The sequence below is a fragment of the Salinisphaera sp. SPP-AMP-43 genome (genome assembly GCF_049568105.1).
Classification (GTDB): Bacteria; Pseudomonadota; Gammaproteobacteria; order Nevskiales; family Salinisphaeraceae; genus Salinisphaera.
This window is the reverse complement of the sequence record NZ_CP145335.1, coordinates 2214885-2235483: the sequence shown is the minus strand read 5'-3', so window position 1 is coordinate 2235483 and position 20599 is coordinate 2214885. Positions and strand designations below refer to the sequence as shown.

Sequence of the window (20599 nt, the reverse complement as noted above, 5' to 3'; positions counted from 1 at the left end):
GTTTGGGGTCAAATGGAAATTTATTTCGTAAAAAAAGAAAAATTGGCTGATCGCCCGCGTCGAACGATGCACTTAAAATGGCTATCGCACGTATTAATTACTTCATCTCTTCTGATCACAACGCTCTGTATGTCGACTGCTGCATGTAGCAAAGATATGGGCGACGCTCTCAGGTCTGGCGTAGTAGCTGCAAAGGCCGGTCACTACAGTAAAGCCGCGACGGCGTTCCAAGAGGTTGCTGAAAATGGCACTAAAACCCAACGGAAGGATGCCGAGTTCAATCTAGGACGTTTATATTACGAAGGACATGGCGTCGAACAATCTTCGCGTAAAGCGATGCAGCACTACGATGCCGCGGCAAGCCTCGGCTCAAGCAGAGCAATCGGTATTCTCGCGTCGTTTTATACAACAGACGACGGTGGCCCGCCACAGTGGAATCGAGCCATGATATATATGGGCACCGCGCTGGCCGCTCATTCGAAAATAAATTTTCCAGACTCACTCAAACAAACGATCCTGCAGCACTTTGATCCCAAAAAAGCTAAAACGAAGATCACACTTAGAAATCATCCCGAGCAAGACTCATCTGTTTCTGGTTTCGCACACAAAGGTGACAGGTTCTATGTCGCCGATGTCCAAAAACAGGGTTGGGTCGCCATCTTCGTTGATCGAGCCGATGACGCTGCTGTTGGGTTCGCAACAGAAAAATCAGTTGATAGTTCTCTTGGAAAATAGGGGACAGACCACAGTTTAATGGTATGCTCGCGGCTGTTGATTTCGGTTTAGTCCGATTCAGTCGAGTTATGCCCCGACGTCCACGCGTCATGCTTCCGCAGGTCCCGGTTCACGTCATCCAGCGTGGCAACAACCGGCAAGCCTGTTTTTATTCGGACGACGACTACCACTTCTATCTTGAATGGTTGCAGAAGTACGCCGAGTCCGAGGGTTGCGTGGTTCATGCCTATGCACTGATGACGAACCACGTCCATCTGCTGCTCACCGCCAAAGCATCTGGCGGCGTCGGACAATTGATGAAGCGCGTCGGCCAGCGCTACGTGCAATACATCAACCGCACCTATCGTCGTAGCGGCACACTTTGGGAGGGACGGTTCCGATCCTGTCTGACCCAGGAAGAACACTACGTGATGGGGTGTTACCGCTACATCGAACTCAACCCGGTTCGTGCCGGTATGGTCGAACACCCGGCCGAATACACTTGGTCGAGTTATCGTGTGAACGGGCAGGGCGAGAAGAGCCGTCTCATCAAACCTCACTCGCTCTACGACGCGTTAGGCCGAACGCCCGCTGAGCGACAAGCGGCCTATCGCGAATTGTTTCGTTATGAGCTCGATCCTGGGCTGGTTGACGAGATTCGGAAAGCGACGAACGGCAACTATGTTTTAGGCAGCGACCGATTCGAGGCCGAAATCGCAGCGGCGCTGGGGCGTCGCGTGAGTCGCGGGAAGTCAGGGCGGCCGAAGAAGGAACCGGACTAGGCGAGGGTGTCGGAAACCGTGGTCTGTCCCCTATTGTTTCAGGTATTCAGATATTTGGATTTTTATTTTTCGCAAATAATCATAGGCGAGGCAGTCTTCTAATAACTCTCGGTCCCCTAATAGAGAAATTAGGGTTACGCTCCGAGAGTGCTTCTGATTCGTTAAGTCGCAGTCGGCCGTTACGATAATTCCAAATCTTCTAAGATGGTTAGATTCCGGAAAAATAAATAAGTCGCCTTGGCGCAGTTCGGGCGGGTGTTCATCGGGCGTGAGCCAGCACGCATCATTCTGTTGGGCCATAAATCTCTGCTGCTATCATGAACGACATCTTATTAGTTCCGTTAGCGGTCCTAGCCGCGAGCACTGGAAACCCGAGCCACCCGGCGGCTAACCGCACCCGCCTCTCTCGATGGATCAGCAAAACGGAGCATTTCCGAGTCAGGTCGTGCGTTTTGCGTCAAGGCGCTTGGTCGCCTTCGGGCTGATAACCACGACGCGAGACCGTTGGCCGCGCTCGTGCTGGATGGCTTCGAGCAGTCCAGCTTTTATGCTCTCGAAAGCTGATTCCGACATCTTTTAATCGCCATGAGCGAACCGACCCGCGAGCCCTGAGGCCCGAGCTACGCGCCGGCTAACCGCTCGTTCCACGCTTGACGGTTCAGCAAAAACAACCAACCGCCCCCGCCCCCGCGTCAACCCCGTATAAAACAACTCCCTCGTCAAAACCGGCACATCATAATCCGGCAATACCAAGGTCACGGAATCAAACTCCGACCCCTGACTCTTGTGAATAGTCATCGCATACACGGAATCGTGCGCGGGTAGTGCGCTCGGCAAGAAAGCCCGTAGGCCGTGGTCCCCCATGAACCAGACCCGAATTTGCCGAAATTCGTTGTATAGCGCAACACCGACATCGCCGTTATAGAGCCCGGTGCGGTAGTCATTTTGTCGAACCATCACCGGTCGGCCGTGATACCAGGGCTCTAGCGGGTTGAAGTCGAAACGGCGGGCCAGGCGTTCAGTGATGCCGGCGTTGATGGTTTCGCTGCCGGCCGGGCCTTTTCGCACGGCAGTGAGCACGCATTGTTGGCCGAGCTGGGCCAGGGCGAGCGTCGGGTCGGTCGTTTCGATGAGGTGGGCGTAGTCGTCGGCTAGCCGGTCCATGAGTTGGCTGATAGCCGCAGCGTCCGAGCGGGGGGTATAGGCCAGATCGTCGTGGCCGGCATCGAGCAGTGCTTCGGCGGCTTCCACATCGCCGGCATTCACGGCCGAGGCCAGGCGGCCGATGGTGCTGTCGGCGTTGAAACGACGGCTGGTCTGCAGGGTGACGACGTGATCGGCCAGGGCGTGGCTTGCCGGTTCGCGGGGTTCGGCGAGCAGGTCCCCGGCGGCGGCTTGCTGGTCGTCGGTGAAGCGGTTCACGCCGGCATTCGCACAGATCTCGGCCAGTACGGAGCCGGATTCGACGGAGGCGAGCTGGTAGCGGTCGCCAAGCAGGATGAGGCGGGCGTCGTTACGAATCGCGTTCGCCAGCTTGGCCATCATCGGTAGGTCCACCATCGAGGCTTCGTCGACGATCACCACATCGTAGGGCAGCGGGTTGTCGGCGTTGAAGCGAGCGCGTGTCGTGGCGCCAGTCAGGCCGAGCAGGCGGTGCAGGGTACGGGCGGTCTGTGGGATGTGTTCGCCAACGGCGGCGTGGTCGAACTTGGTATCTGCGCTCATGTCTTCCAAGCCCTTACGGACGGATTCGAGCATGCGGGCAGCGGCCTTGCCGGTAGGGGCAGCCAAGGCGATGAGCGGCGGTGTATTGCCGTTTTCGATCGCAGCTTCGATCAGCACGCGGAGCAGGCGCACGATGGTGTAGGTCTTACCCGTGCCGGGGCCGCCGGAGATGACGGTGAAGTGGTGGCGCAGGGCCGCGAAGGCAGCGACGGCCTGCCAGTTGGTGGCGTTCGGGTTGGCGGCGTCCGGTGCGAACAGGCCGTTGCCGGGCTTGAGTGTATCGACGTTGACCGGGTTCGGTTCGGCCGCCATCAGCTCGCGCAGGCGTTCGGCCAGCTTGGTTTCGTAGGCGTGGTAGCGCTGCAGGTAGAGCCGGCCGTTTTCCAGGATCAACGGTTTGATCTCGCCCGGCTCGCCGACCAGTTCGCTAGCGGCGAGTGCTGCCGGCAGTTCGGCCTGGTTGGCTTCGCTCATCAGGCTGGTGGGGATGGCCTCCAGCGCCAGGCAGGTATGGCCCTGGGCGACGGCCCAGCTCGCCAGGGCGAAGGCGCGGGCGACCAGGCGGTCGGCGCCGTGGCGGCGAGCCCAGTGGGCCAGGGCGTTGTCCAGATCGGATAGGCTAGTTTGGTCGGTCGCGTCACCGCTGGATTCAGCCGGGGCGTTTTCGGCTTCGGAAGGAGCGCCATCCGGCAATAGATCTTCGAATAAATCTGGCATCGTTAAACGGATTGAGCGGTCAAGGCGAAGTGATCCGTCAATTGTGTTGAACGAATCTGAAGTGCTTTGGTGCTATCGTGAATTGAAATCGAGGGACGCGTGTCTATGTCGAAACTGGATGGACTCAAAGAAGAGCTCGCATACCTCAAACTGTGGCTAGGTATAATGATTGTCACGGGAGTCAGTTTGATTGGCTGGCTTTTGACCAGCTTGTATTCGGCATCCTCGTTCTTGCTCGCCAGCGGTTTTATAGCTTTGTTGTCCATTGCCGTAGGTTGCGCGACACTGCATCGACAGATCGAGAGAAAGATCGCCCAAATTTCGGAGATATAGCTATGGATATCGTGATGGGCTTGGTGCTCATAGCCGCTGGCGGCTTTTTGACCTACTTGGCGCTGGACGCCGTACGCCGCGCGAAATAGCGGCGAGTTGGATACCGATTGATCCGCATGATTCCCGCAAGTCGTATATCGACGCACCCGGGGACGGTTCTTTCCGCCGAGTTTCTGGAGCCGCTTGGCTTGAGCCAGAAGGCGCTGGCGGCTCATCTCGGTATTTCGGTTCAGCGGGTGAACGAGATCATTCGTGGCAAGCGGGGTATTTCGGCGGATACGGCCTGGTTGCTGTCCGAGGCGTTCAATACGTCGCCGGAGTTCTGGATCAATTTGCAGACGACGTACGATTTGTCGGCGCATCGGCCGGCGCGGCATGTCGAGCCGATTGTTGCGGCTTAGCGCGCTGCGGAGCGGGTAGATGTCGGCAGACGTCCGGCTTGTTCGGGCCGTGTTGGTTTTAGTGTCCTGCGGCTTTAATTGGCTGTGAGTTGTGTTTGAGTTGGGGTTTCGCGCTGATGCGCGAGTCACTTTCGTTTGCTTGTCCAAACGAAAGTAACCAAAGGAAAGGACACCCTGTCTTGCGTCGATGCTTCGCATCGATGCCCTGCGCGGCTCCGGCCGCAAGAGGGACAGCCGCGAAACTCGCGCCGCTGCGCGGCCCTCAGACACACGGCTGTCTTTTTCCTCTTGCGGCCTCCACTGCTCGGCGCTGCGCCCAAGGGGACCCGAATACAGCGCGGGCCCGTTATGCCAGGGGAGGGAGTGCCTGTATTCCATCCGGTTACACGGCGACGGAGACGCGCAGCGGCGGCGGGTGTCCGGCGCATTGCGCCGGTGCGGCAAGGTGTTTGAGGACGGCCAAAGCCGTCCGAGTTTTTGCCGCATCCCGTCGCCGCGAGCATCGGAGTATCGCCCCGAGAGGCGGAGCAGGGTCTTCCCGCAGCGGAGCTGTGGGATGCGACCCTCGGCGGGGCGAACCGTACGAGTCTTGGCTTCGGGCTCGTGCCGAACGCCGGCGGTCGCATCCCGGCTACGCCGGGAAAGCCCTGCTCCTCGCCTCGTACGGCAGGGCGTAGCCGGCGCCGTGTCGGGTGCCCTTCTTTTGGTGACTTTTCTTGGGCAAGCAAGAAAAGCCACTCGCGCATCAGCGCGAAACCCCAGCTTTGAAATCAGCATCGTAGCCGGAACGTCGATACCGCTAAGTTGACTGCGCGACTCGCCAGCCGCGTTGGCCAGATTAGCGAAGCGTAATCCGACGTGGGTCAGGGCCCTCGTGCGGTGGTGCGCGTCGCCATGTCGGCTTATGGCCTGCGGCCTAAGCCGACCTACGTGGGGTTGGGTGGTCATGCGGGTATTTCCCGGCCCGCGACTTGCCCGTCGAACAACGCATCGAGTGCTTCGACGAGTTCGATCGGGGGGCGATCGGCAAACACGCCGATATCGCTGACGCCATCCATCGCCCGCACAAACAGATATTGCACACCGCCCAGATGAACGGACGGCTCGTACTGCTCGCCCAGGCAGCGCTTCAAATGCCGGTGCAGGGCCACGGTATAGATCAGATACTGCAGGTCGTAATGGGCCCGGCCGATGGCCCGGCCTAGGGCGTCGTTGCGATAGGCCGCGGGCGTATCGCCGAGGCGGTTGGTCTTGTAGTCGAGAATGACGTAGGCGCCGTCGACTTCGACCACCAGATCGATAAAGCCTTGCATGAGCCCGTAGAGGGTTTGGGCTGGGTGGCCGCCAATGGCCGCGGGCAGGTAGCCGGCTTCGCGTAGGGTATCGACCAGCGCACCGAGGCGATGGCCGCCCAGGCGCAGCATGAATTCCATTTCGGTAAGCATCCGTCCGCGGTCGATACCGGCCAGAGCACCGATGCCGGGCAACGGCGTATGCAGGGTGCGGGCGACCAGGTCGGCGGTGTCGTCGATACGCGGGTCGGCCGCGTCCTCGCCGATCAGGCCGTATTGGCGGAGCGTGTGGTAGACCGTATGGCGCTGTTCCTCAGCGAGGGCCTGGCCGGGCTGGGGCCAGGGGCCGTGTAGCGGGTTTTTCAGCTGGGCTTCGAGCAGGTCATGCACGGCCGAGCCAAAGCGTACGCCAGACAGGCGCTCGTCGAGCTTCGGCAGCTCGCCTTCGGGAACGTCTTCCAAAGCTTCGGGTGGCTGGGTGGCCAGTTCGTCTTCGGCGCCGGGTTCGGGCAGATCCGCCGGGGTGGTATCGGCCGGGGCATGGGCTAGCCGTGAAAAGCTGTAGGTAGACCAGCGCAGGCGCGGGGCCGGCAGGTCGTGCCGGGCCGGGCCGAGCTGTTCGGCCTCTGGGTTCGGGGCTGTCGCCGGGCGCCGGGCGGTTTTCGTGGTATCGATCGGCACCACATCGATCGCTTGCGGGTGATCGGCATGCAGCCGGTCGAGCGCACCGCCGCCGGCGATGCCGTGGCGATACAGCAGATCGCCGAGGGCACTGCTTACGCCGTAGTCGTCCGGTTCGCGCCAGCCGACGACCAGCGCCTGTTCGGACCGGGTAAGGGCGACATAGAGCAGGCGCAGGGCTTCGGAGCGGGCCTCGATCATGGCCTGGTTGATGTTCGCCTGATCCTGGCCGACCAGATCGATCAGCGCCTGACTGCTATCGGCGGCCTCGTCCTGTGCATGGAAGATCAAGGGCGGCTTGTCGGCGCTGCCCGCACTGCCGAGCCAGGGGGTAAACGGCAGGAACACGATCGGATATTGCAGGCCCTTGGAGGCATGTACAGTGCTGATACGGACCAGGTCGGCATCCGATTCGAGCCGCAGCTGGCTTTCATCGTCGGCGCCGAGGGTGCCGTTGTCGGCGGCGGCGATATGGTCGTCCAGCCAGCGCACGAGACTGGCCATGCCGAAACACTCGCCTTCGGCATTGGCAAGCATTTCGCCGAGCTGGAGATAGTTGCTCATACGGCGTTCGCCGTCGGTCAGCGCCAGGATGCCCGGCGCGGCGGCCACGAACAGGTCTTCTAGCGCCGAGAGCACGCCGCGTCGTCGCCAGGCCTCGTAGAGCGCATGAAAACGCTCGATGGCGAGCTGCATGGCGTGGTCGTCGTCGGCCAGGGCGATCAGGTCGGCCAGGCGCTTGCCGAGCAGCGCAGTCGGCTGGGCCGCGCGGACGGCCATCACATCATCCGGCTGCGCCATGGCCCGCAGGATCAGACGCAGATCGGCCGCTTCGATACTGGAAAACACCGATTCGCGGTGCTGGCAGACCGCGCGGATGCCATCGGCGGCCAGGGCCGCCTGCAGGGCGGTGGCTTCGCGGTGACTGTTGACCAGCACCGCGATATCGCGAGGCGCCACCGCGCGGGTGCTGCCGTCGTCGTACTGCCATTGCTCGGCGGTGCCGTTCAAGAGCGCGGCGATGCCGCCCACGGTTTCGGCGATCAGCCGGGCATTGTCGTCGGCCTTGGACGGGTTTTTCGTCTTGCCGTTTTTGAGCTGGCTTTCGTTGCCATGCAGCTGCCAGAAAGTCAGCGGACAGCGCTCGGCGCCGTCTGCAGCCACCAGCCGGCGATCGCCCGTGCGCCGTCCGGCCTGGACATGCGGGAAATCGATCTCGGGGACGACGAAGGGCGCGCTGCCGGGCAGGCCGTAGAGGGCTTCGATGGCATCGAGCACGCCCTGGGTCGAGCGGAAGTTGGTGGTCAGCGTATAGCGGGCTTCGCGCGCAGCGTGGGCCGCGGCCAGATAGGCATAGATATCGCCGCCGCGGAAGCCATAGATGGCCTGTTTCGGATCGCCGATCAGCAGCAGTGCGCCATGCTCGCGAGGGGTGTCGAGATAGATCCGCGACAGGCTCGCGTACTGCAGCGGGTCGGTATCCTGGAATTCGTCGACCAGTGCCCAGGGCCAGCGGGCGTGCAGGGCATCGGCGAGCCGATCGCCGGTGCGGTCATGGCTGAGCGCGCCGTACAGGGCGATGATGAGGTCGTCGTAGCTGTATTGTCGGCGCTCGATCTTGCGTGCGGCGGCCCGGTCGGCCACGGCCTGGGCGGCTTCGTCGATCGCGACCAGCCGGGCCAGTGGCTGCATCTCGACCAGCGTGGGTAACACGGCCAGATCGGCCAACGGCTCGGCATAAGCCTGGTGCTTGGCGGCTTTTTTGAACTGCGGCGCTGGCGCGTCGAGGGTGAGCAGCCATTCCGGCAGCGCCGGCGGGCTGCCGGCCTCGATGGCGGCCGTGATACGGCGATCCAGATCGGCGATCAGCGCGCCGATATCGTCTTCCGGGGCGAGGGTTTTATAAAGCGTGCCGCTTTTTAGTAGCGCATCGGCTTCGAAGGCCTCACCGAGTGTTGTTGCCAATGGCTCGGCGGTGCCGGGCCAGTGTTGCGCCAGTTGGTCTTGCAGCGCGGCCAGGCGGCCCCGGTCGATACCGGCCAGCCGGGCATGCGGCTTGTCCAGCACAGGCTTGATGGTGGTATAGAGCGCTTCCGGCGAGGGCCAGAGGGCCAGTACATCGCCGGCTGCGGCGGCTGCGCCGAAGACATGCTCGCGCCAATAGTCGGCGGCGGCTTCGCGATAGATCTGGGGATCGTCCACGGCTTCGCCGCGATCGAAGGCGAGCGCCGATTCGAAGGCGTTTTCGGTCGCCGCGCGTTGGGCAAAGCCGTGGATGGTCACGATCGTGGCTTCGTCGACCCGGGCTGCGGCATCAGCCAGGCGTCGGGCCAGGGCGGCCGGTTCTTCGTCGACGCCGTCCAGAATCTGCCGGGTGAATTCGTCTTCGGGATGGCCGGGGCGGGCCTGGCCAGCGTCGTGGGCGATCAGCGCGGCCTGGGCGAGCCGGGCGCGGATCCGTTCGCGCAGTTCCTGGGTGGCGGCCCGGGTGAACGTCATCACCAGTACATCGCGCACCGAGGCGCGTTGCTCGACGATCAGGCGCAGATACAGCCCGGCGAGCGAAAACGTCTTGCCGGTGCCGGCGCTGGCTTCGATCAGGCGCAGCCCGGATAGCGGCATGCGGGCTGCATCGAACGGCTGGCTATGCACGCTCATGACGCGCCCTCGCTGGCGATGGGTTTGATGGCGGCGTTCATCGGCCCGCTGATGGCATCGATGGCGGCGATGAAAGGACTGTCTTCTTCGGTTTCGCCTAGTGGGGCATGGTCCGGGCCCAGCAACAGGCTGAAGTAGGGGTCGCGGGTGAGATGATGCTGGAAGAACGCCCCGGGTTTGAAGCCAAAGCTGACGTTATCGAAGGCTTTGTCTTGATCCTCGGGTTTGTAGGCATCGTCCAGATCCGGATGATAGGCCAGCGGCTGGCTTTGGCCGGCGATATACAGCTGCACCAGCCCGGCGAGTTCGGCCTGCGCGCTGTCGCGATCCATGCAGCCGGCGTATTCGATGAACTCGTTGTCTTTCTGCTTGGGGGCGAAGCCGGCCATCTGTAGATCCAGATCGTGGCCAGCCACGACGGCCGCCAGATAGTCGATCCAGAAACGCAGCCGGAACCGGGTGCGCAGCTTGCCGGTGCGCAGCCGACGCAGGGCGCTAGGCCAGCATTGATGGACCCGGCCGGTGACACGAATCGGCCGGCCATCGACCGGTAGGTCGCACTGAATATCGAGGGTCTCGGGCCTGCCTTCGGCTTTCCAGGTCTGCCAGATTGGCAGCAGATCGTTGACCGCCTCGGCTTGGTCGGCGTAGTGGGCATCGGCCAGCGGCGGGGGAGGCAGGCTGCCGCGGGCTTTTTCGAGGGCACTTGGGGCCAGATCGATCGCCTCGGCGCCGGTCTGGTCGGCGGAGGCGAACAGGCGCTCGCGTAGCTGGGCGGCAGCCAGGGCGTTCAGTGCGATCGGCTCGGCGTCGTCGACCTGGCGATCCTCGATTTCCAGATTGAGCTTGATGCGCTCGCGAAAGAAAGCCCGGGGCGGGTGGTCGAAAAACCGCTTGAGGGTGTCGAGATCGATCGCCTCCACCGGCTCGGCCGGCTCGGCCCGGCTGCCGTCGAGCAGCGGTTGGCCAGCTTCGCGGGCGCCGATCGAGGCACGGGTGGCTTCCCGCCAGTCGCCGGCATAGGTGAATACGCGGGCATCGGCTTCGTCGGGGGCGAAATAACGCGGCGAGAACGGCTGCATGGGCTGGTGATGGACCAGTCGTTGTTCGAAGGCCTGGGCCTCCCAGTCGCGAAAATAATAGCGCCGGATAAATTCCAGGGTCTCGCCGACGATCGGCGAGGGCGGCAGGGCTTCGCCGGTGTTGACATCCTGGCCGATATAGCTGATGTAAAACGCATCGCGGGCCGCGGTCAGGGCCTGGAGGAACAGCAGGCGGTCGTCGTCGCGGGTATTGCGATCCCCCAGCCGCGGGGCATTGAACATGACGTTAAAAGCCCGGCCGGTGTCTTGGCGCGGGAAAGCCGAGTCGTTCATGCCGAGCACGCAGACCATACGAAACGGCACCGCTCGTAGCGGCACCATGCCACAGAAGGTAATGCCGCCGGCCAGAAACGGCTGGCGTTCGGCGGCTGCATCCAGCGTGGCACGCAGATTGTCACGGACGGCCGGCCAGGACAGGCGCCGATCGTTGGTCAGCGGTTGGTCGCGGGTACAGGCCTCGGCCGTATCGAAGCGGGCGAACACGCTGCGCAGCGAATCGACCGCGCGCTGTTCGTCGGGCGACTCGGTAGACGGGGCGATCAACGCATCCAGCATATGGTTCAGCCGCGTCTGCCATTCGCCCGGGGTGGCAGGCTCGGCCAGGGCATCCGCCACGGTGGCCAGGGTATCCTCGAAACGCCACAGCTTGCCGAGCGCTGCCGTGGCCCCGCCTTCTAGGTCGGCCCAGGGAGCAACACCGTCGATCAGCGTTTCGTCGTCGGCCTGGGTCACGCCCAGCAACAGCCGGTCCAGCCCGAAGCGCCAGGTATTCTGTGCGAAGGCGCCGGCGCCCAGGCGCTCGCGATGGCTGGCATCCCGGCCCCAGCGGATACCGGCTTCGCCGACCCAGTCGGTGATGGTATCCAGATCGCCGGCGGCCAGCCCGAAACGACGCATGACTGCCGGAACGGCCAATAGGTCGAGCAGTTCGCTGGCGCTCCAGCGATACAGCGGCAGATCGAGCAGGGCCGAGATCGTGGTCACGATCGGGTGGGCCGCCGAGCGGGCCCGGTCGGCCAGGCCGAAGGGCAAATAGCGATCGGCTGGCGCACCGCCGAATACCGCCTGGATAGCCGGCGCATAGGCAGCGACGTCCGGCAGCATGACGATGATGTCGCGCGGTGCCAGGCGTTGATTGGGGGCGATCTCGCCGGCGGCCACACGTTGATCGTCGCCGGCCAGGCGATCCAACAGCTGGTCCTGGAGCACCTGGATCTCGCGCAGCGGGCTATGACAGGCATGGACTTCGACAGAATGATCGTTGGCGTCCATCCCCTGGGCGGAATCTCGGCAGTCGAGGGCGACGATATCCGACTGGATACGATGCAGCAGGCTGTCCTCGCCTGGCATGTCATAGGCCATGAGCTCGCCGAGCTCCGGCTCGATCATGCCGGCGAATTCGTCCGAGTAGAGTACCCGCAGGGTATCGCGGGCCATACGCCCGAGGGCGCCGAGCAGCGGATGGCCGGCTTCGACCATGGTTTCGCCGGGCAGCGGTTCGGCATCGTCTTCGACCGTGGGCAGGGCCAGATCCAGCCGGCCGGCGGTGATATCGCCCCAGTAGGCCTCGCTAGGGTTGGGCAGCAGGAAATGTACGTCGATATGCTCGGCCAGGGCATAGAGCAGCCGTAGATGATCGGGGGCCAGGGCGACTAAGCCGAAGCAGTACAGCGATTCCGGGCAATGGGCGATCACCCGTCGTTGCAGCGGCTTGTCCTGTTCTAGGCGGGCCGTGAAGTCGTGGAGTACCCGCGCCCGGTGTTGGGTGCCCAGCCGGTGGGCCCGGGTCAGCCAGTGCCAGACCCGGGCCTGCCAGCAGCCGGGATTGTCGGCCGGTACTTCGCCGGCTTCCCAGGCGAACAGCATGTCGGCGCGATACACCAGGTATTGATCGAACACATCGGCCAGCTGGCGGGCGAGCTGATAGCGGCGGACCTCGTCGACCGGGCGGCCGAGATAATCGGCAACCGCCGGAATCTCGCTGGCCATTGCCGGCAGCGTGGCATACAGATGCCAAGGCAGACAGTCCGGTTCGAAGTGTTGGCCGGCTGGGGCATCGGGCATCACCTCGCGCAGCAGCTGCCAGATGAATTCCCCCGGCAGGCGGCCGGCGATATTGGCGGCGATGCCTTCGCTCTCGGCGAGCTGAATACGCAGCCAGCGGCCGATACCGGCGTTCGGCGCCAGGACCGTGTCGCTGGCCAGAGGCGATACCGGGCCGCGCTGGCGCAGCGCACCGAACAGTTCGGCTAGCCGTGAAAGATCGTTGTGGTGATAGAGATAGAACATGCCGCCGTAGGATTTCGCTCGTTGCCGGATGTCAGCAGGGGAGATGGGCTTGACCCTGTGCTGTCGACGGATCTGACACAGAATTCGTGTCGACAGATATAAGCCACTGAATAACGTCGGTTTAACTTACAAAGCTGGAATTTTTATGCCGGCCTCATTCGGCCTCGGGAAATAAAAACGCTTTAAAAAACATAGCGATGCAATTTATTTATCGGGTATTGGCGAAACGGGAACGGTTCTTGCCATATACCCCTGTGTCGATTGCTTTTTGATTCGTGTGCGATCTGATCGTCACGGTATTGTTCCCAAGGAGTTCCCATGCAGTTCAAATATCTCGCCGCCGCCTCGATCGCCGCTCTTACCCTCGGTGTGAGCGCTTCGGCGTCGGCCACCATCATCAACTTCGACCAGGCTAATGCCCAGTCGCCCACCGGTTCGATCAGTTATGACGGCGAAGGCGGGGCCCTGACCGGCAGTGGTATCTCCTTCGATCAGATCAGCATGAACCAAGGTACGCTGCCGGCCGGCCATGACGATACGCTGAGCTGCATGTCCTGCACGATCGAGTTCACCACGGGCGCCAATATCGCCGAAAATATCACGGGTGGCATATGGCAATTCGGCACCGGCGGCCAGCTGACCATGAGCGGCGAGGTCTATGATAGTGCCGGTACCCTGATCACCGACGGCGTGTTGTTTACCGGTGGCTTCACTAGCGCCTATGTATTCGGCTACGGCGGCGACAGCCTCAACGCCTCGCTGTCCGGCGCCGACGACTTCAACGAAACCCTAGCCGGCTATTTCGGTGTCATCCCGGGGACCGACTTCGATTTCTCCAGCACCCAGATCGCGCTGGGCAGCGCGACCTTTGGCGACAACGGCAGCTTCCAGAGCGATCTGTTGTCGAATGCGGATGTGACCGTTCAGTCGACCACGCGTGACGTGCCCGAGCCGTCGCAGTTCGGCCTGTTCGGTCTGGGCCTGGCGTTGATGGCGGGCGGCCTGGGCTTCCGCCGTAAAAATAGCGGTTCGAACGCCTAGTCGAACGTGTCGACCGGGGCGCCTGCCCCGGTCTTGGCGCAAAAAGCGGCTCCCTTAGGAGCCGCTTTTTTTTGTATACGACATTTGCCGGATAGACGTCGGCCCGGGCTCGGCGTTGGGGTAGGCCTATGGCGTGGCTGATACGCCACCTACACCTTTGTTCCGGAGGCCGCTATGAAAACCACTTCAGACAATGCCCGTCTCGAAGGGCGTTGCCACTGCGGTAGCGTCGTATTTCGCGTTCGGCTCAGCGACGGCCTGCGAACGGCCCGCCGCTGCGACTGTTCCTACTGCCAGATGCGCGGCTATGTCGCGGTTTCGGCGGAGCTGAATGAGTTCGAGATCACGGCCGGTGCGCAGTGGCTTTCGCTCTATCAGTTCGGCACCCAAACCGCCCAGCATTATTTCTGTTCTCGCTGCGGCATCCATACCCATCATCGACGGCGCTCGAAGCCGACCCAGTACGGCGTCAACGCTGCTTGCCTGGATGGGATCAGCCCCTACGACTTTCCCCAGGTACCGGTCAACAACGGTGCCGATCACCCACGCGATCGCTCGCAGGCAGGTGGCCGCAAGACCATCGGCACGCTGCGCTTCGTCCGGAACGATCACAGCTGTTCGACCGCACAGCATCATCGAAGCCGTTAGCCGTGCAATCTTTGATGCGGATCAAGGTGTTCGACGTGGGCTGAACAAGACTGGTGCGATATTCGCGTGGAGGACACGACATGGATATCGTGTTCAGAAACCGCCGCGACGCCGGCCAGCGCTTGGCTCGTCGGCTGGTCGGCTATGCGGACGAAGCCGATCTATTGATCTTGGCGTTGCCTCGTGGCGGGGTGCCAGTGGCTTTCGAAGTGGCCAAGGCGCTGCATGGAGAACTGGACGTGCTGGTGGTGCGCAAGCTCGGCGTGCCGGGGCATCCCGAGTTCGCCATGGGCGCGATTGCCAGCGGCGGCCAGCAGATTATCGACTCGGCACTGATCGCGCAGATCGGCCTCGAGCGTGCCGAGATCGAAGCCGTGATCCAAACCGAGCGCGCCGAGTTGGAGCGGCGTGACCGCGTTTATCGCCGCGATCGGCCGCCGTTGAGCGTGGCCGGCCGCTGCGTGATCGTGATCGATGATGGCCTGGCGACCGGCGCCAGCATGGTGGCAGCGCTGAAGGTCCTGCGCGCCCAGGCCCCGCGTCGGCTGGTTGCAGCGGTGCCGGTGGCCTCGCCGATCGGGCTGCGCCGCCTGCAGGGGCTGGCCGACGCGGTCGTCTGCCTCGACGCCCCCCAGGATTTTCGCGCCGTTGGCCTGTTTTTCCAGGAGTTCGGCCAGACCGAGGACAGCGAGGTGCAACGGCTGCTTGTAGCGGCACGTGGGCGGGGCCGTCCTCCGGCGGCGCCGCGTTTGCATACGCCGCTGACCGTGACCCGCGCGGCGGCGATTCCCACGACCGGCAGTCGCGAAGACTATGATCTGCTGATCGAACAGGTTGGTGATCGCAGCCTGGTACTGCTCGGCGAAGCCAGCCATGGCAGCCGTGAGTTCTATCGCATGCGAGCCGAGATCACACAGCGGCTGATCGAGGAATGCGGCTTTGAGGCGATCGCGGTCGAGGCCGATTGGCCGGACGCCTATGCACTCAACCGGCATGTGCGCGGTCTGGAGGGCCACGACACGCTCGCCGCGTTCGATGCCTTCGAGCGGTTTCCCGAATGGATGTGGCGCAATCGCGAGGTCTACGATTTCATTCGATGGCTGGCGGCCTGCAACGCCGACCGGGCAGAAGCGTTGCCGGTCGGTTTCTATGGTCTGGATCTATACAGCCTGTATCGCTCGGCCGACGCCGTGATCGACTATCTCGAAACTACCGACGCGGAGCAGGCCGAAATCGCGCGGCGACGCTATGCCTGTCTCGATCACGTACGCGACCCCCAGCAGTACGGCATGGAGGTCGCAACCAATCTACGTCCCTCCTGCCAAGAGGCGGTGACCCGGCAGCTGGCCGAACTGCGTCGATCGCCCGGCTCGCCACTGACCGGAATCCAGGCCCTAGCCGCCGACGACGAGCGTTTCGTCGCCGAGCGCAATGCGGCCGTAGTACGCAATGCCGAAATCTATTATCGCGCCATGTTCGCCTCGCGAGTGAAGAGCTGGAACCTGCGCGACGATCATATGGCCGATACGCTGTTCGCGCTCCAGCAGCATCTTCGCGATCAGGGCCGCGCGGGGCGAATCGTGGTTTGGGCCCATAATTCGCACCTCGGCGATGCCCGTGCCACTTCGATGGGCCGGGGCGGCGAGTGGAATCTCGGCCAGCGGGTCCGTGAGCGGATCGGGCCCGATCACGCCTTGCTCGTCGGGTTTACGACATACACCGGCTTCGTTTCTGCAGCCCACGATTGGGGGGGCCATGTCGAGCGTATGCGGGTGCGCCCGGCGCTCAAGGACAGCGTTGAGCATCTGTTCTATTGCACCGGGCTGGATCGCTTCTGTCTGCCGCTGACCGCACAGGCCGTCGGCCGCGACTTGCGCGAACCGATGCTGGAACGGGCGATCGGCGTGATCTATCGGCCCGAGACCGAGCGTGCCAGCCATTATTTCGATGCCCAGATTGCTCGCCAGTTCGATATGGTCTTTCATCTCGACGAGACCGAGGCCGTCGAGCCGCTCTACGAGGCGGCGCACTGGCATGACGACCATGAGTTGCCCGAGACCTATCCTTTCGGCGTGTGAGCGCCGCGGTTGTAGCCGGGCTTGCCGGCAGATGTGTCCGTCTGGGCTGCTGTTCGGGCGTGGGTGAGCGTTATCGCGTATGTATTGCCCGCGGCCAGGGGGCTACAAATGTCGGTATTTCGCGCCCCTCAACGCGTTGTGCCACGCCCAAGCCGCGGCGTGGCCGACGGCTTATCGATCGTGTGCGCGGTGGCGCACGACAAGCGGCCGGAAGCGTCTTTCAGCGCCGATTTTGTAGTATCAACGAAGTCGTGCGTTCGATGGTGAGTTCGCCAAGCGAAACAGAGGTGCGACAGGCCAGTCAGTTGCGGCTTGGGCGACTCCATGTCCAGCGAGGGGCGATCGGAGGCTGATCATGTCTATCGGTGCGATTCGTCCCAATCGACGGTCTGCGATGATGCGCGTCGATTCGGTCCAGACGCTGATTCCCGTTTGTCTTCGCGAATCCCATCTGTCGATTACCCGGGTTCGGGTCGGCTACGCCGGGCATGGGCCAACGAAAGCCTTCGAGCTCGAAGAGGCCTATATCCTTTCGATTCAGCTCACGGGTTGTGCCTATACCTATAGCCAGGTGGGTCAGCCGGCGGTCCGTCTAGCCTGGCCGGAACGTACCGTCGCGATTCTGAATCTGCGCATCCCCTGGCAGATGGATATGCATTCGTCGTTCGATATGTTGCATTTCCATATTACCCAGGCAGCGTTGAATGACGTGGCCGACCAATTGGATATGCCGCCGGTTCGGGGCTTGAGCTGCCATCCTGCGGCAGGCCGGCTCGATTCGGTACTGTACGGTCTGGCGCTTGCGCTGGTGCCGAGCGTAGAGCGCCCGCATCAAGAAAGCCGGCTGTTCGTGGATTCTGTCCGGTTTATTGTCGGCGCCCACGTGGCCCGGCAGTACAGCGGTATCGAGATGGCTCGCGCCAGCAAACGGGTCGGTCTGGCGCCATGGCAGGCCCGCCGGGCCCAAGAGATGATCGATGCGAGTCTGGCCGGGGATGTCACGATCGAACAACTTGCCCGCGAATGCGGTATATCGCCAGGGCATTTCTTGCGCGGTTTTCGGAAGACCACGGGTACGACGCCGCATCAGTGGCTGATACGACGCCGTATCGACCGGGCCCAGGTCATGCTCAGCACGACCACGCGGCCGATCTCGGAGATTGCAGCGAACTGCGGCTTTGCCGACCAAAGCCACCTTACGCGTGTGTTTTCGCGGTATGTCGGTATTTCACCGGCAGCCTGGCGCCGCCAGGGGCGAGCGGAAAGTTTTTAACGAAACAGCCAGCGACGCACCAGGTGCGTATAGCGCGGCATGATGACGTAGACCATCAGGCCGACGATGATCGCCGTCGACAATAGCGCGAGCAGATAGCGGTTATCGGGCAGGCCAAGGCGAGCGCCTAGGCTGGCTAACGCATAAGGAACCAGCAGCACCAATGGATAGATCACAGACCAGGTGACCAGCCATTGCTTCCAGCGGACTGGCGATGACGTGCTCGGGTCGGTGCCGGCGAACAGAAATTCTAGCCCGCTGCGTGTGGCGTAACGATCGCCATCGACGAGACTGGGCTGGATCTTTTCGATCAGCCGCTTCCGTGAGGACGAGGCCAGCCATCGGTGCATCTGTGCCGGCGAGTCAAAGCGAACGATCACGGTGTAGATATCGGTGACGCCGGCGATCGGCCGGACGATCTGGGTATCCATATGCCCGGGGTGCGCTCGGCACAACGGGATGATTTCGTCCAGCCAGCGTTCGTAACGCGGCTCGTGGCCTGCCCGCGGGCGATGCGTGATCACCGCGGTGGCCCCCTGAACGACGGTGTGTGCATCGGTTTGATCGAGCTCTCGAGAGGGGCTCATGGGGTGTGTCTTCGAACAACGGCCGGTGCGCTTCGGTATGGGCCGGCGCTCACACTTTGCAGCACTTGCAGCCCACTGGGCTGGATTTTCCGGTAACGGCATGCATTCGGCGGCATCGGGTGCCGGCCTGTCGAACCGGTTGCAGGCCCCGCCGTCCCTGGCCTGTTCGATGTGCTCGGAAGCGCTCGATACGAAGTTCCACCAGACGAGGCTATTATCCAGCAGGAAACCACGGCCTGTATGGGTATCTCGATGTGGGAGCCCGTCGGGGCCGCCCAGGGGGCCGCGCGCCCGGGACAGGGGATCGGCGCCCAGGCCGAGAGGCTTTGTGGCGGGTCGATATCCAGTGGCGTGCTGCTCACGGATCGTCTTAGAACGCGAAACAGGAGCAGCCGAAGGCGCCCCAGAACGCACGCCGGTCCTGGGTCGGGAGCGGCCGCGACCATGCGATAGTGTGGTGATGGCCATGTAGACGGCAGGCGCTATGGCCGTGGTCTGCACTGGGGGCAGCGCCCGGCGCCGGCGTTGTCTTGCGTATGCCTGGCGGGGGGATATGATTGACGGGGCTCCAGTCGGGCGAGGCCGGCGGCAGGGGCGGCGCGAGATGAGCATATGCCTTGTCGGCGTGCACGATCCGGCCGTCGACGATTGTCAGTACCGAATGGATGCTACGGATCTGTTCGGCCGGCACCGCCATGTAGTCGGCCGACAGCACAGCGAGATCGGCATACTGGCCGGCCGCGAGCCGGCCTTTATGGGTTTGCTCGCCGGAGAACCAGGCCGAACCCTCGGTCCAGAGGCGTAGTGCGGTCTCGCGATCGAGCCGATCGGCCTCGTCGTAGAGCGCCAGACCGCCGACCGTTTGGCCGGTGGTCAGCCAGTACAGCGCCACCCAGGGATCGTAGGAAGCCACGCGGGTGGCATCGGTGCCGGCGCCCACCGGAAGGCCCATGGCCAGCATACGAGCGATCGGCGGCGTCTGTTTCGCGGCTGCCGCGCCGAATCGATCGACGAAGTATTCGCCCTGAAAAGCCATGCGGTGCTGGATGGCGATACCGCCGCCGAGGGCGGCGATGCGTGCCATGTTGCGTTCCGAGATCGTCTCGGCGTGGTCGATGATGAACCGGGCGGCGAACGGCGTGCGACCGTTGACCCGTTCGAACACCGAGAGAAAACGATCGATGGATTCGTCGTAAGTGGCATGGATACGAAACGGCCAGGCATTGTCGGCGAGCAACTCGACGATCGGCTCCAGCTCGCTTTCCATGGTCGGCGCCAGATCCGGACGCGGCTCGAGAAAGTTCTCGAAATCGGCCGCGGACCAGGTCAGATTTTCGCCGGCGCCGTTGACCTGTAGTAGGGCATCCCCGGCGCCTGGGGCGGTCATGGCGATCCAGCGCTCATAGTCGGATAACTCCTGGCCGGCTTTCTGGGCGAACAGGTTGTAGGCGATGCGCACGGTGAGTTCGCCGGCATCGTGCAGTTTCTGTATGACTTGATAATCTTCCGGATAATTCTGGTTGCCGCCGCCGGCGTCGATCACGCTGGTCACGCCTAGACGGTTCATTTCACGCATGAAATGGCGGGTTGAGTTGATTTGGTCGGCAAGCGACAGCATTGGCCCCTGGGCCAGGGTCGCGTACAGGATCAACGCCGACGGCCGGGCGATCAGCAGCCCGGTTGGCTCGCCGCGGCCGTTCTTCTGGATCTCGCCGTTGGGCGGGTTCGGTGTATCGCGGGTGATGCCCAGCACGCGCAATGCCGCCCGGTTGAGCATGGCCTGAGCATAGAGATGCAGGATGAAAACGGGCGTATCGGGCGCGGCGGCGTTGATCTCGTCGAGCGTCGGTAGGCGACGTTCGACGAACTGGAGCTCCGACCAGCCGCCGACCACCCGAACCCACTGCGGTGGCGGCGTGCGTTGGGCCTGTGCCTTGAGCCTTGCCAGTGCCTCCTGTAGCGAATCGATGTTCTCCCAGCGCAGCTCCATGTTGTAGTTCAGGCCGCCGCGGATCAGATGCAGATGGCTATCGTTGAGCCCCGGGATGACACGCCGGCCCCCCAGATCGATGATTTCTGCGGTCTCCGGTGCATGGTGGAGGATCTCGTCGTCGGCGCCGACGTGGGTAATCACACCGCCCTGGATAGCGATTGCCTGTGCACTTGGGCGGCGTCGATCGAGCGTCGTAATGCAGCCGTTTTTGAGAATCAGATCCGTCATGGCGGGTGCCTCGCCACGGTGTGAACACGGGGCCTCGGCCGACCGGCGTCGGCTGG

Annotated in this window: 12 protein-coding genes; 6 read left to right on the top strand and 6 right to left on the bottom strand. The window is 62.9% G+C overall.

Annotated elements, in window-relative coordinates; all coding sequences use genetic code 11:
* Window positions 1-12 precede the first annotated feature (12 nt).
* Together V5738_RS09520 and V5738_RS09515 are read left to right on the top strand one after the other, a co-directional pair.
* Entirely contained in the window at window positions 13-735 is a 723-nt protein-coding gene (locus V5738_RS09520; RefSeq protein ID WP_423820571.1) for a hypothetical protein, read from the top strand.
* Window positions 736-803: 68 nt separating this feature from the next.
* Entirely contained in the window at window positions 804-1496 is a 693-nt protein-coding gene (locus V5738_RS09515) for a transposase (RefSeq protein ID WP_423820570.1), read from the top strand.
* A gap of 576 nt (window positions 1497-2072) precedes the next feature.
* Here the strand turns inward: V5738_RS09515 and recD are convergent.
* The 4 genes from recD to recC all read right to left on the bottom strand — a co-directional run bounded on the left by recD (window position 2073) and on the right by recC (window position 12695).
* Window positions 2073-3938 (bottom strand): exodeoxyribonuclease V subunit alpha, encoded by a 1866-nt coding sequence (gene recD / locus V5738_RS09510; RefSeq protein WP_423820569.1) that lies wholly within the window; start codon window positions 3936-3938, stop codon window positions 2073-2075.
* 2 nt (window positions 3939-3940) lie between these two features.
* Window positions 3941-4870: a hypothetical protein gene (locus tag V5738_RS09505; protein ID WP_423820568.1), complete on the bottom strand. Its 930-nt coding sequence runs from the start codon at window positions 4868-4870 to the stop codon at window positions 3941-3943.
* 746 nt (window positions 4871-5616) lie between these two features.
* On the bottom strand, window positions 5617-9303 hold the full coding sequence (gene recB, locus V5738_RS09500) for an exodeoxyribonuclease V subunit beta (protein WP_423820567.1): 3687 nt from the start codon (window positions 9301-9303) through the stop codon (window positions 5617-5619).
* Window positions 9300-12695, bottom strand: a complete 3396-nt coding sequence (recC, locus tag V5738_RS09495) for an exodeoxyribonuclease V subunit gamma (protein ID WP_423820566.1) — start codon at window positions 12693-12695, stop codon at window positions 9300-9302. The genes recB and recC overlap by 4 nt, the downstream gene beginning before the upstream one ends.
* 318 nt (window positions 12696-13013) lie before the next feature.
* Between recC and V5738_RS09490 the strand changes: the two genes are divergently transcribed.
* From V5738_RS09490 to V5738_RS09475, 4 genes are all read left to right on the top strand, one after another.
* Window positions 13014-13736: a PEP-CTERM sorting domain-containing protein gene (locus tag V5738_RS09490; RefSeq protein WP_423820565.1), complete on the top strand. Its 723-nt coding sequence runs from the start codon at window positions 13014-13016 to the stop codon at window positions 13734-13736.
* A 174-nt stretch (window positions 13737-13910) separates the two neighbouring features.
* On the top strand, window positions 13911-14384 hold the full coding sequence (locus V5738_RS09485; protein ID WP_423820564.1) for a GFA family protein: 474 nt from the start codon (window positions 13911-13913) through the stop codon (window positions 14382-14384).
* Window positions 14385-14464: 80 nt separating this feature from the next.
* On the top strand, window positions 14465-16462 hold the full coding sequence (locus V5738_RS09480) for an erythromycin esterase family protein (protein WP_423820563.1): 1998 nt from the start codon (window positions 14465-14467) through the stop codon (window positions 16460-16462).
* A 355-nt stretch (window positions 16463-16817) separates the two neighbouring features.
* Window positions 16818-17735, top strand: a complete 918-nt coding sequence (locus V5738_RS09475; RefSeq protein WP_423820561.1) for a helix-turn-helix domain-containing protein — start codon at window positions 16818-16820, stop codon at window positions 17733-17735.
* Here the strand turns inward: V5738_RS09475 and V5738_RS09470 are convergent.
* A complete protein-coding gene (locus tag V5738_RS09470) occupies window positions 17732-18322 on the bottom strand; it encodes an antibiotic biosynthesis monooxygenase (RefSeq protein WP_423820560.1) in 591 nt (196 codons plus the stop codon). The genes V5738_RS09475 and V5738_RS09470 overlap by 4 nt on opposite strands.
* Before the next feature lie 370 nt (window positions 18323-18692).
* Window positions 18693-20543: an amidohydrolase gene (locus V5738_RS09465; protein WP_423820559.1), complete on the bottom strand. Its 1851-nt coding sequence runs from the start codon at window positions 20541-20543 to the stop codon at window positions 18693-18695.
* Window positions 20544-20599: the final 56 nt, after the last annotated feature.